Origin of the sequence: Actibacterium ureilyticum (genome assembly GCF_002285435.1) — a bacterium.
Lineage (GTDB): Bacteria > Pseudomonadota > Alphaproteobacteria > Rhodobacterales > Rhodobacteraceae > Actibacterium_C > Actibacterium_C ureilyticum.
The window spans coordinates 433,201-445,851 of record NZ_NSBT01000024.1; the positions used below are offsets into that span (position 1 = coordinate 433,201).

A 12,651-nucleotide genomic window follows, 5' to 3' on the forward strand; every position below is an offset into this window, starting at 1 on the left:
TCAGAGCGTCATGTGACGCGCCCGCGCGCCCTGTTCGATGGCCGCGCCATGCAGCCGGTTGATGTTCAGCTCGTAGCGGATTTCCTCGAGCAGGCGCAGCTCGGATTCGTCCAGCGTGCCGTCGGCCGCGGCCACGTCACAGGCCAGCGCATAGGCGGTCTCGTACAGCTTTTCGGGCAGCGCGTCCTTGACCAGACCGAACAGCGCGTCCAGGCCGTCCTCTTCCTCGAGCAGGTCAAAGACCGTCTGCGCGATATTGGGGATCCGGTCGGGATCGAACGTGGCAAAGACCGGCAGGTGATTCACCACCCGCTGAATGGTGATCAGCTCTGCGGTACGCATATCCTCGTCCGAGGCGGAAACCGTGATCATGATCGCAACCAGGCTGTCCTGGGCGGTAAGGGGCACTTGGGCTTGGGTCAAAACGGGCTCCATCAGGCAGGTTCGGGCCGCAGAATATTGACGCGGGCCCAAGGGGGCAATAGGTAGCTGACCTTGCCGGAACGTGGGGTTTCGGCTGGTAAGGGAAATAACCGATGTCCGATCTGCGCGATGCCGCAATGCGTTCCAAAGCCTGGCCCTATGAAGAGGCGCGCCGGGTGCTCAAACGCTATGAGACCGCGCCGCCCGAAAGCGGATCGGTGCTGTTCGAGACCGGTTACGGCCCCAGCGGGCTGCCGCATATCGGCACCTTCGGCGAGGTGCTGCGCACCACGATGATCCGCCGCGCCTTCGAGGATATCAGCGATATCCCCACCCGGCTGATCTGTTTTTCCGATGATATGGACGGGATGCGCAAAGTGCCCGGCAACGTGCCCAACCACGATCAGCTGGCCGCGCATCTGCAAAAGCCGCTGACCGCTGTGCCCGATCCGTTTGGCGAATACGAAAGCTTTGGCCATCACAACAATGCGATGCTGCGCCGGTTTCTCGACACCTTCGGCTTTGACTATGAATTCTATTCGGCGACCGAATTCTATAAATCCGGCCAGTTCGACGCGGTGCTGAAACGCGCCGTCGAACGCTATGACGACATCATGAAGGTGATGCTGAAATCGCTGCGCGCCGAGCGTCAGCAGACCTATTCGATCTTTCTGCCGATCCACCCCGAAACCGGCCGGGTGCTGTATGTGCCGATGAAATCGGTGAATGCCGAAGATCACACCATCACCTTTGATGACGAAGACGGCCGCGAATGGACCCTGCCGGTGACCGGCGGCAATGTGAAACTGCAGTGGAAGCCCGATTTCGGCGCCCGCTGGGCCGCGCTTGGCGTGGATTTCGAGATGTATGGCAAGGACCATTCGACCAACACGCCGATTTATGACCGGATCTGTGTGATCCTGGGCCAGAAAGCGCCCGAGCATTTCACATACGAGCTGTTCCTGGATGAAAAGGGCCAGAAGATCTCGAAATCGTCGGGCAACGGTATCTCGATCGACGAATGGCTGACCTATGCCAGCACCGAAAGCCTGTCCTATTTCATGTTCCTGAAGCCCAAGACGGCGAAGCGGCTGCATTTCGACGTGATCCCGAAGATGATGGACGAATACCATCAGCAGCTGCGCGCCTATCCGGGGCAAAGCCTGGATCAGCAGCTGGCGAACCCGGTTTACCACATCCACGGGCATAATGTGCCGGCCAGCGACATGGTTGTCAGCTTTTCGATGCTGCTGAACCTGGCGTCGGTCGCCAGCGCCGAGGATAAGGACACCCTGTGGGGGTTCATCGGCAAATACGCCGATGCCACGCCGGAGACCCATCCCGGTCTGGATGCGGCGGCGGGCTATGCGGTGCGCTATTTCAACGATTTCGTGAAACCCACCAAGCAGTTCCGCGCGCCGACCGAACAGGAACGCGCCGCAATGGCGGATCTGGTGGCCTGTCTGAAGGATGGCGATACCGCACTGGCCGCCATCGCCCGCAAGAACGAGGCCGAGGGCAAGGACACCCCCCTGCCCGAAGTTGACTGGCAAAGCGAGGATTTCCTGCAATCCATCGTCTTCGCGGTCGGCAAGAACCACGGGTTCGAACCGCTGCGCGACTGGTTCAAGGCGCTTTACGAGGTGCTGCTGGGCCAATCGCAGGGGCCGCGTTTCGGCGGGTTCATCGCGCTTTACGGGCGCGAGGAATCGATTGCGTTGCTGGAAAAGGGTCTGGCGGGCGCATTGGCGGCCTGACCGGCATTTGCCGGGGGGCGCCTGCGCGCTAGGTTTTCATGGGTGAATCCGGCGGAGGCACCCATGCGACCCATCATCCTGTGCACGACACTTGTGCTTGCGGCGCCGCAGAGCGCGCGCGCCGACAGCCTGGCCCAAAGCGTGATCACCGACCAGATCCGCGCGTTTCAGGCCGATGATTTCACGACCGCGTTCGGCCATGCCTCGCCCGGGATCCAGCGCCTGTTCGGATCGGCGGAGCGTTTCGCACAGATGGTGCAGAACGGCTATCCCATGGTCTGGCGACCGGGTGAGGTGCGGTTCCTGGACGGCAGTGGCACCGAGGGGCGCCACCAGCAGGATGTGATGATCACCGACCGGGCCGGACGGCTGCATGTGCTGCGCTATGACATGGTGCAGATCGAAGGCACATGGCGGATCGACGGCGTCACGCTGCTGGCGCGGCCCGATTTCAATGCCTGATCTTTACCCGATCTTAATCCCCGGCTGATAGGGCTGTGTCCATCCGGGCCTGGCGCCCGGTCTCTCCTGACAGAGTGACTGAAAATCGAGCGGCGCTTCGGCACCCCGGTCTTTCCTTGTCTGCGGCGTGTCCGACGGCCCGGCGCGCGGATGCGTGCGAGGAAAGGGATGATTGATGAACAAGGCTATCACTGACGGGCTGATCCTGATGCCACCGGCGTTTGAAAACGGGCTGGATGTCTGGTCCAGCGAAGACGGCACGCCGGGATCGGCCACCTATGACGGCGCGGCCAACGCGACCCTGATCGTGGCCGATCAGGATTTCGGTACCTGCCTGGAGCTGATCAAGACCGACAGCCAGCAAAGGCTGCGCCATATGGGCGAAACGCCGCTGCTGCCCGGCTGCTACCTGCGGGTTACGGCGCGGATCAAGGCCGTCAGCGGCAACCTCCCCGCCGTTCAGATCGCCGCCTGGGCGGGCGGCGCTGGCAGTGCACATGTGACGGGCCTGGTCGAGGTCGGGCCGACAACCGCCCTGACCGCCTATGGCGACGTGGTCGAGGTCAGCGCGATCATCGGCGCGGGCAACCGGGGCGGGGTCGACATGGTGTGGGGCACGACGCCGATCTATGCCCATATCGGTCTGGACCTGACCGGTGCGAATGGCGGCGTGGTGCGCATCGACGACCTGATCGTCGAGGATGTGACATCGGTCTATCACCGGCAGCTGATGGATTGGGTCGATGTCCGCGACTATGGCGCGGTGGGCGACGGGATCACCGATGACCGGGTCGCGTTCGAGGCCGCCGATGCCGCCGCGGGCGGGCGCGAGGTTCTGGTGCCGGCGGGCACCTATCTGCTGGGCGATCACATGACCTTCGAGGCCCCGGTGCGGTTCGAGGGCACGGTCAGCATGGCCGCCGACAAGCGCCTGGCCCTGACCAAGAACTTCGACCTGCCAACCTATGCCGAGGCGTTCGGCGACGAGCTGGAGGGGTTCAAGCGCGCCGTGGCGGTGATGTTCAACTTCTCGGACCATGACAGCCTGGACATGAAGGGCCGCCGGATCGACGTGGACGGCCCCATCGACATGCAGGGCGCGGTGGCGAACAAGACCACCTTTTCCCAGCGTCGGGTGATCCGCAACGGCCAGTTCAACGCGGTCGCCAGCACCAATTGGGACCCGGCGATCGTGACCTCTGCCGGGACCTATAGCACCGGCAATCCGATGCAGCTGACCAATGTGACCGATGTGGCGAATATCGAGATCGGGTCGCTGGTTCAGGGGCTGGGCGTGGGCCGCGAGGTTTACGTGCGGGCCAAGAACGTGGGCGCGGGCACCGTGACGCTGAGCCAGCCGCTGTTCGATGCGGTGGGCACGCAAACCTATACCTTCACCCGGTTCAGATACCTGCTGGATTTCGCGGGCTTCGCATCGCTGTCGCGTTTCGTGCTGGCCGATGTCGAGCTGAATTGCGATGGCGAGGCCAGCGGCGTGATGCTGCCCGATGACGGGCTGATCTTTCAGATGCGCGACTGTTTCGTCACCAAGCCGCGCGACCGGGGTGTGACCTCGGCCGGGTTGGGATGCCAGGGGCTGCTGATCGACCGCTGCCAGTTCATCTCGAACGAGCAAAGCCTGCGGTCGCAGGACCGCACCACCATCGCATTGAACGTCAATGCCAACGATACCAAGCTGCGCGACAACCGCGTGGTGCGGTTCGCGCATTTCGCTGTGATGGCGGGCACCGGCCACCTGATCACGTCCAACCACTGGTTCCAGGGCGATGACGAGACCGACGGCATCCGCCAGCCCGGGCTGGTCCTGACCCGCACCAACGTCAAGACGACGATCACCGCCAACTACGTCGACAACAGCTTCATCGAATGGAGCAACGAGCATGACGACGAGCCCGAGCACAATAACGAGCTGAGCTTTGGCGGGCTGACCGTGACCGGCAATGTCTTTACCGCCAATGATGTCGCGGCCTGGTTCCGCTGGTTCGTGATCAAGCCGGTCGGCGCGGGGCATTACATTCAGGGGCTGAACATCTCGGGCAACACGTTCAAGTCGCTGAACGGCTCGATCGACCGGATCGACCATGTGGACACGACCTATGCCACGCTGGACTGGACGCGGGCGCGCAACATCACGGTTCAGGGCAACGCGTTCAACGGGGTCACCCAGACGATCAGCAACCCGGTCAGCCTGAAATTCGACATCAACTCGGCCCAGACGGTGTGGAATTGCAGCTTTGACGGCTATCTGCCCTTCGACGGGCGGCTGCGCAATGTGACCGCCCTGGTGGCCGAGGATCCGATCACCGATGGCGGCGGCACCAATGTCTATCACATGCCCTATGTGCGCACCGAAACCGGCGCGGCGCAGAACGAGGCGCAGGTGAACTGGCCGGTGGCCGTGCGCGGCAGCGTGCTGCTGACGGGCCGTGTCGACAATCCCACCTGATTCGGATCGCGTTTTGCGATACCCTGTGAACAGCCCGCCGGTTTCGGCGGGCTGTCTTCGGTTTATCGCACGCTGAATTTGCAGGGTTTTATCGGCGTGCAGAATCGGAATCGCTGTGTCATGCTGCGCTGCAGCAAGCCCTGAAAGGATGCCGGACATGGCCGGATCGATCATCACCGTCGCACAGCAGAAGGGCGGCTCGGGCAAGACCACGCTGGTCGCCAACCTGGCCGTTGCCTTTGCCAAACGGGGGTTGAACGTCGCCCTGCTGGACACCGATCCGCAGGGCAGCCTGGGCCGGTGGTTCATGACCCGCGCCGAACGGCTGGGCGACCCGGGGATGGAGTTCTCGACCGCGTCGGCCTGGGGCGTGGGGTACGAGACCGGCAAGCTGGCCGACCGCCATGACATCGTGCTGATCGACACCCCGCCCAAGGCCGACAGCGACCTGCGGCCCGCCCTGCGCGCGGCGGCGCATGTGATCGTGCCCGTCGCGATCAGCCAGGTCGATCTTTGGGCCACCGAAAGCGTTCTGGACTTGGCCCGGCGCGAGGGGCGCCCGGTGACGGTCGTGCTGAACCGCACCCGCAAGGGCACGCGCCTGGATGCCGACATTCAGGGCAAGGCGGCCGAGCTTTCGGCGGATCTGGCGGAAACGCGGCTGGCCAATCGCGTGGTCTTTGCGGAATCGCTGGGTCAGGGCGCGGGCGTGCTGGAGGCCGGAGCATCCAGCCCCGCCGCGAAAGAGGTCAACGCGCTGGCCGATGAGGTTCTGATCGCCATCGCGGGCTGATGTGGATCAAGGACCGCGTGGGCGCCCGGTGTCAAACTTCTGACGGAAACAGGAGGAGACACGATGTACAAACACGTTCTTGTGCCCATCGCGATGGACCACAGCCCGCAGACCGGCGAGGCGCTGGAACTGGCACGGCGCCTGTTGGCGCAGGGGGGTCGGATCACCGCGCTGACGGTGCTGGAAGCGATCCCGCCCTATGTCGCGCAATACCTGCCCGAGGGGCAGGAGCAGCACAACCGCCAGACCATCAAGACCCAGCTGCAATCGGAACTGGGCGACGCGCCGGACACCCATGCCGATGTGGTCGTGGGCCATGCCGGGCGCACCATCGTGGAATATGCCGACGAACACGATGTGGATTGCATCGTGATCGCGTCGCACCGGCCGGGATTGCAGGACTACTTCCTGGGATCGACGGCGGCGCGGGTCGTGCGGCACGCGCCCTGTGCGGTGCTGGTGGTACGCTGAGGCTTTGACCGGGCGGGCCGAAGGCCTAGACTGCCCGGCAGGAGGACCGCCCATGCCACATATCACCGAAGACACGTCGTTCCAGACCGTGATCACCACCTTCGACACCACGCCGGGCACCTGTCAGGACCTGCTCGAGGCCCTGCAGGACGCCTATGCCGAATTCATCAGCAAGCAGCCCGGCTTCATCGCCGCGGGGCTGCATATCAACGACGCACAGACCCGGATCGCGAACTATTCCCAATGGCGCAAGCGCGAGGATTTCCAGGCCATGCTGCGCAGCCCCGAAATGCGCGCGCGCAACCGGCATATCAACGAGCTGTGCAAAAGCTTCGAGCCGGTGATGTATGAGGTCGCCGCGACCTTCGGCTAGGCGCGAACCCCGGCAACCGATCGAAAGGAAAGACCATGTACCGCCTGTTGCTGATCGCGCTGATGCTGGCGCGCCCCCTTGCCGCGCAAGAGCCGGTGAATATCCGCCCCGACATGCCCGCCGTCACGGTCGAGACCCCCGGCGGCCCGGTCGAGATCGGGCGCATTCAGGACAATGACAACATGATCGGCGGCGAATGGGCGCGCACCTCGCGCCCCTGCCCGTCCTTTTGCATCCAGCCGATGACGCCCGCCCCCGGCGTCACCACCATCGGCGAGCTGGAGCTGTTGCAGATGCTGACCGACCCGGATGCGGTGGTGATCGACGGCCGCATCCGCCCGGAATTCGAAGCCGGCACGATCCCCGGCGCGGTCTCGGTCCCCTATACCGAAGCCGCCGACCGGCTGGACGAGTTGGGCTGCGAGCCCGATTTCGACGGTTTCATCTGCGAGGCCGCCGCGGTGAAGACCGTCGCGCTGTTCTGCAACGGCCCGTGGTGCGGGCAATCCCCCAGCGCCGCCCGCCGGATGATCGAGGCCGGCTATCCCGCCGACAAGATCTTCTATTATCGCGGCGGGATGCAGGTCTGGCACATGCTGGGTTTCACCACCGTGCCGGGGCGCTAGCGCAGTTTCTTGAAGATCCGGTCGTTTTCACATTTCGAGATCAGCCGCCGGTCATCGGCAAAGGTCAGGTTGCTGCACCCGATGACATAGGCGCCGGGTTTCATGCCGCGCACCAGGTAGTCCTCGAACGCCTCTTCCGCCGCCATGTCGGAAAACGGGCGATAGAAATAGACCACGTCGAAATCGCCGTAATCGAAGCTTTTGCAATCCCCCACACCGATCTGGTCGGTGAACCCGAAGACCTTGCGCCCGTGCTCGATCAGCTCGGGCGAGATGTCGAAACCGCGCATCTGGCCGACCTCGAACCGGTCCGTCGCACCCAGCAGGAACAGGTTGCGGCCCGACCCGCAGCCGATTTCCAGGAAGCTGTACCGCCGATGCGCCAGATCGGCATCGCGGTAATCGGCATCGGCCTTCAGCGCGCCTTCCAGATCGTAAAGCGCGTCGAAGAAATCCCCAAGGTCCAGCGCGATATAGCTATAGGATTCCTCGGGTACGGATTCGATGCTTTGCTCGGCGGTCGACAACTGGGTCAGCGCCGCCTCGAGGATCTTCAGCTTTTCATGCGCGCGTGTCATCGCCAGCGCCGCGTCGATCAGATCGTCGCGCGCGGATTTCAGGGCCATGTCCCCGGTCAGGCTGTCCATCTCGTCCATTGCCCGCGCCCTTACCATTTGTATTCGAAGATCAGATAGGGCGGGTTCTTGAAGCCGTTGAACTTCAACCTCAGCCGCTTGTTCTTGCCCACATGGACCGACGAGAACTTGTCGATCATCTTCTTGGCCTCTTTCTCGCGCGCCTTGTCGTCCTTCTTGTCGCCGCCGCCCTTCTTGGCATCCTGCTGCAACAGCCGCTGCAACTGCTTGTTCATCGATGCCTCTTCCTTCTTCAACTCGTCGAAATAGCGCCGGGTCATTTCGGTGATCGATTGGCGGGCCTCGTTCGTCTTGCACAGGTCGCAGGACAGCGACAGATCTTCGAGGATGCGGAACCGCTGCTGGTTGCGCTTGCCGAACGTGTCGAGGGTCAGTTGGAATTGCTTGTTGTCGCCACCGGACATCGGAAAACTCCTTGGTCTGTAAATCGCGTGGTCTGAAATACCGGCGATGATACGGCAGTTGGCGCGCCCGCCAAAGCGGTTTGTCAGCCGCGCCGGGCCGCTCACATTCGCGCTAGCGGGATGAAACATCGCTGGCGCCCGGCGCCGAGCGCTCCCATGTCATGAGGAACAGACAGGAGAACCCAATGCACCGTCCGCCGCAGCATCCCGCCCCGGCCCCGCAGAATGACCGCCCCAAACCGGCAAGCTTCCGCTTTACCGACTGGGCGATGATCTGATCGCGAAGATTTTCCTTGCAATTGTGGCCCAACCCACCCATTTCACCCATGCGACGTTATCTCTATCGACCACTGTCTCCTACTTCGGCTTCAGCTTTCGATCTTGACTGACTAAGCCGGGCCGCCGCACTGACGCGGGTGGCATAAATTCAAGGAGAAGACGGATGGCCAATGGCACCGTTAAATGGTTCAACGAAACAAAAGGCTTCGGCTTCATCGAGCCTGAAACCGGCGGCAAGGATGTGTTCGTGCACATTTCCGCCGTTCAGCGCGCTGGCCTGACCGGTCTGAAAGACGGTCAGAAGGTGACGTTCGATCTGGAATCCGGCCGTGACGGCCGCGAAAGCGCTGGCAATATCGCGCTGGCCTGATTATTTTCGGCCCGGGCGGCATAAACGCCCGGGCCACTTGCGGCCAATCGCCCAAGTTAGCGCAATCTGAGGTCTTGGTCATAGACCTCTGCGTGATAGTCCGCTAAAGGCTCTGCATACATTCGTATACGCAAAGGGGCCCGGACCAAAAATGGCTGACCAGAACACTCCCGACATCATCTATACCAAAGTGGACGAGGCGCCCGAGCTGGCCTCGGCCTCGTTCCTGCCGATCATCCAGAAATTCGCCGCTGCCGCTGGCGTTTCGGTCGGGACCAAGGATATCTCGCTGGCCGGCCGCATCATCGCCGCGTTCCCCGAAAACCTGACCGACGCGCAAAAGCAAAGCGACGATCTGGCCGCCCTGGGCCAGCTGGTGAAAACGCCGGAAGCCAACGTCATCAAGCTGCCGAACATCTCGGCCTCGGTCCCGCAGCTGGTCGCCGCGGTGCAAGAGCTTCAGGCGCAAGGTTACGCCCTGCCCGATTATCCCGAAGACCCGCAAACCGACGCCGAGAAAGAGGCCCGCGCGCGCTACGACGCGATCAAAGGCTCGGCCGTGAACCCGGTCCTGCGCGAGGGCAACTCGGACCGCCGCGCCGCCAAGGCGGTGAAATCCTATGCCCAGAACAACCCGCATCGCATGGGTGACTGGACCGCCGACAGCAAGACCCGCGTCGCCGCGATGGACGGCAACGATTTCTTCTCGAACGAGGTCTCGGCAACCCTGCCCAAGGAAGCGACCGCCAAGATCGTTCTGGAAACCGCCAGCGGCGAAACCGTACTGAAAGACGGCGTGTCCTATCCCGCCGGAACGGTGGTCGATGCAACCTTCATGAACGCCGCCGCGCTGGATGACTTCCTGGCCGCGGAAATCGAAAAGACCAAGGCCGAAGGCGTCCTGTTCTCGCTGCACATGAAAGCCACGATGATGAAGGTCTCCGACCCGATCATCTTCGGCCACGCGGTCAAGGCCTGGCTGGCGCCGGTGTTCGACCAGTTCGGCGACAAGCTGGACGCGCTGGGCGTGAACCCCAATCAGGGGCTGGGCGCGCTGCTGGACAAGGTCAAGGGCGACGCCGACATCATGGCGGCGATCGAGGCCGTGACCGCCACTCGCCCGCCGATGTACATGGTCGACAGCGACCGTGGCATCACCAATCTGCACGTGCCGTCGGATGTGATCATCGACGCCTCCATGCCCGCGCTGATCCGTGCCGGTGGCAAGGGCTGGGGCCCGGACGGGAAAGAGGCCGACTGCGTCTGCGTCATCCCCGACAATTCCTATGCGCCCGTCTATGACGAGGCGATCAAGTTCTTCAAGGAAAGCGGCAAGCTGAACCCGGCGACCGCCGGTACGGTTCAGAACATCGGCCTGATGGCCCAAAAGGCCGAGGAATACGGCAGCCACCCCACCACGTTCGAGATCGCCGAAGCCGGCACCGTCAAGATGATCCTGGACGATGGCACCGTGCTGCACCAGCACGCGGTTCAGGCCGGCGACATCTGGCGTTCGGCCAGCGCCCGCAAGGCGCCGATCGAGGATTGGGTGAACCTGGCCATCGACCGACAAAAGGCCGAGGGCTGCGAGGCCGTGTTCTGGCTGGACGCAAACCGCGCCCACGATGCCGAGCTGATCAAATACGTGAAGCCGATCCTGGAAGCCAAGGGCGTCGCCGACAAGTTCCAGATCATGGCCCCGCGCGAGGCGACCCGCGCCGCGCTGGAAACCATCACCAAGGGCGAAAACCACATTGCCATCACCGGCAACGTGCTGCGCGACTATCTGACCGACCTGTTCCCGATCCTGGAACTGGCGACCTCGGCCAAGATGCTGTCGATCGTCAAGCTGATGCAGGGCGGCGGGCTGTTCGAAACCGGCGCCGGGGGCTCGGCGCCCAAGCATGTGCAGCAGCTGCAGGGTGAAAACCACCTGCGCTGGGACAGCCTGGGCGAGTTCTGCGCGCTGGGGGAAAGCCTGCAATTCCTGGCCGATGCGCGCGGCAATGAAAAGGCCCGCGTGCTGGGCAAGGCCGTCGATGCCGCAACCCAGGGCATTCTGGACCACAACCGCTCGCCCAGCCGCAAGGTCGGCGAGCCCGACAACCGCGACAGCCACTACTGGTTTGCACGTTACTGGGCCGAGGCCCTGGCCGCGCAATCCGACGATGCCGAGCTGGCCGCGTATTTCGCCCCCATCGCCAAAGCCTTGGCCGAGGGCGAGGACAAGATCGTTGCCGAGCTGGCCGCAGCGCAGGGAGAGGCGGCCGATCTGGGTGGATACTACCACACGGATCCGGCCAAAACCGCTGCGGTTATGCGCCCATCCGCCACGCTGAACGCCATCATCGGCTGATACGCGGCACGGGCCACCCGTCACTGGGGGCGGGCGCCGGGCAACAAAAAGGGGCGGACCGCTGGGTCCGCCCCGATTTTTTTGTGCCGTTCTTTACGCGGGGCTGGCGGATCAATACACCACGACGCTTCGGATGGATTCGCCCGCATGCATCAGGTCGAAGCCCTTGTTGATGTCGTCGAGGCTCAGGGTGTGGGTGATCATCGGGTCGATCTCGATCTTGCCATCCATGTACCAGTCGACGATCTGCGGCACATCCGTCCGGCCCCGCGCGCCGCCAAAGGCGGTGCCTTTCCACACCCGCCCCGTCACCAGCTGGAACGGGCGCGTCGCGATCTCGGCCCCTGCGGGCGCCACGCCGATGATGATCGACTGGCCCCAGCCGCGATGGGTGCATTCCAGCGCGTCGCGCATCACCTTCACATTGCCGGTGCAGTCGAACGAATAATCCGCCCCGCCGATCTGATCGAAGGGCGTCTTGGTCAGCTCCACGATCTCTTGCACCACGTTCTCGCAATTCTTCGGGTTGATGAAATGCGTCATCCCGAAATGCTCGGCCATGGCCTTCTTGTCGTCGTTCAGATCGACGCCGATGATCATGTCCGCGCCTGCCAGCCGCAGCCCCTGCAGCACGTTCAGACCGATGCCGCCCAGCCCGAACACCACCGCCTTGGCGCCGATTTCGACCTTGGCGGTGTTGATCACCGCGCCGATGCCCGTGGTCACGCCGCAGCCGATGTAACAGATCTTGTCGAAGGGCGCGTCGGGCCGCACCTTGGCCACCGCGATCTCGGGCAGGACCGTGTGATTGGCGAAGGTCGAGCAGCCCATGTAATGCAGGATCGGGTCGCCATCGAGGGTTGAGAACCGCGAGGTCCCGTCGGGCATCAGCCCCTGCCCCTGGGTCGAGCGGATCGCTGTACACAGGTTGGTTTTCTGGCTCAGGCAGGACGGGCAGGCCCGGCATTCCGGCGTATAAAGCGGGATCACATGGTCGCCCGGCGCGACGCTGGTCACACCCGCACCAACCTCCAACACCACGCCTGCGCCCTCATGGCCCAGGATCGCCGGGAACACCCCCTCGGGGTCGGCGCCCGACAGCGTGAATTCATCCGTATGACAAATCCCCGTCGCCTTGATCTCGACCAGAACCTCGCCAGGCTGGGGACCCTGCAGGTTGATTTCCATGACTTCAAGCGGCTTGCCCGCTTCGA

At 63.4% G+C, this 12,651-nt stretch carries 13 protein-coding genes; 9 read left to right on the forward strand and 4 right to left on the reverse strand.

Annotated features, from left to right (window positions below):
- Entirely contained in the window at positions 1-435 is a 435-nt protein-coding gene (locus tag CLM60_RS08155; protein WP_095588697.1) for a tellurite resistance TerB family protein, read from the reverse strand.
- A 101-nt stretch (positions 436-536) separates the two neighbouring features.
- Here CLM60_RS08155 and CLM60_RS08160 point away from each other — a divergent pair, with 101 nt between their 5' ends.
- The 7 genes from CLM60_RS08160 (at position 537) to CLM60_RS08190 (ending at position 7,372) form a co-directional block, all read left to right on the forward strand.
- Entirely contained in the window at positions 537-2,180 is a 1,644-nt protein-coding gene (locus tag CLM60_RS08160; RefSeq protein WP_095588658.1) for a lysine--tRNA ligase, read from the forward strand.
- Positions 2,181-2,243: 63 nt separating this feature from the next.
- Complete coding sequence (locus CLM60_RS08165; RefSeq protein WP_095588659.1) at positions 2,244-2,642, forward strand: DUF4864 domain-containing protein; 399 nt, start codon at positions 2,244-2,246, stop codon at positions 2,640-2,642.
- Between the two features lie 175 nt (positions 2,643-2,817).
- A complete protein-coding gene (locus tag CLM60_RS08170) occupies positions 2,818-5,109 on the forward strand; it encodes a glycosyl hydrolase family 28-related protein (RefSeq protein ID WP_095588660.1) in 2,292 nt (763 codons plus the stop codon).
- A 157-nt stretch (positions 5,110-5,266) separates the two neighbouring features.
- Entirely contained in the window at positions 5,267-5,902 is a 636-nt protein-coding gene (gene parA / locus CLM60_RS08175; RefSeq protein ID WP_095588661.1) for a ParA family partition ATPase, read from the forward strand.
- Positions 5,903-5,965: 63 nt separating this feature from the next.
- Positions 5,966-6,373, forward strand: coding sequence for a universal stress protein (locus tag CLM60_RS08180; protein WP_095588662.1), 408 nt, complete (start codon positions 5,966-5,968; stop codon positions 6,371-6,373).
- Positions 6,374-6,425: 52 nt separating this feature from the next.
- Positions 6,426-6,746, forward strand: a complete 321-nt coding sequence (locus CLM60_RS08185; protein WP_095588663.1) for an antibiotic biosynthesis monooxygenase family protein — start codon at positions 6,426-6,428, stop codon at positions 6,744-6,746.
- A 35-nt stretch (positions 6,747-6,781) separates the two neighbouring features.
- Positions 6,782-7,372 carry a rhodanese-like domain-containing protein gene (locus CLM60_RS08190; protein WP_095588664.1) on the forward strand — a complete coding sequence of 197 codons (591 nt, stop codon included), beginning with the start codon at positions 6,782-6,784 and terminating at the stop codon, positions 7,370-7,372.
- Here CLM60_RS08190 and CLM60_RS08195 read toward each other — a convergent pair.
- Together CLM60_RS08195 and CLM60_RS08200 are read right to left on the reverse strand one after the other, a co-directional pair.
- A complete protein-coding gene (locus CLM60_RS08195) occupies positions 7,369-8,028 on the reverse strand; it encodes a class I SAM-dependent methyltransferase (protein ID WP_176473826.1) in 660 nt (219 codons plus the stop codon). The two genes, CLM60_RS08190 and CLM60_RS08195, sit on opposite strands and share 4 nt — an antisense overlap.
- 11 nt (positions 8,029-8,039) lie before the next feature.
- The gene (locus tag CLM60_RS08200) at positions 8,040-8,432 is read right to left on the reverse strand and encodes a hypothetical protein (RefSeq protein WP_095588666.1); all 393 of its coding nucleotides are present in this window, start codon (positions 8,430-8,432) and stop codon (positions 8,040-8,042) included.
- Between the two features lie 442 nt (positions 8,433-8,874).
- On the opposite strand from CLM60_RS08200, the gene CLM60_RS08205 reads away from it, so the two are divergent.
- Together CLM60_RS08205 and CLM60_RS08210 are read left to right on the forward strand one after the other, a co-directional pair.
- A complete protein-coding gene (locus tag CLM60_RS08205; RefSeq protein ID WP_095588667.1) occupies positions 8,875-9,081 on the forward strand; it encodes a cold-shock protein in 207 nt (68 codons plus the stop codon).
- Positions 9,082-9,232: 151 nt separating this feature from the next.
- A complete protein-coding gene (locus tag CLM60_RS08210) occupies positions 9,233-11,437 on the forward strand; it encodes an NADP-dependent isocitrate dehydrogenase (RefSeq protein ID WP_095588668.1) in 2,205 nt (734 codons plus the stop codon).
- A gap of 111 nt (positions 11,438-11,548) precedes the next feature.
- Here the strand turns inward: CLM60_RS08210 and CLM60_RS08215 are convergent.
- On the reverse strand, positions 11,549-12,651 hold a 1,103-nt coding region (locus CLM60_RS08215), incomplete at its 5' end, for an S-(hydroxymethyl)glutathione dehydrogenase/class III alcohol dehydrogenase (RefSeq protein ID WP_095587666.1).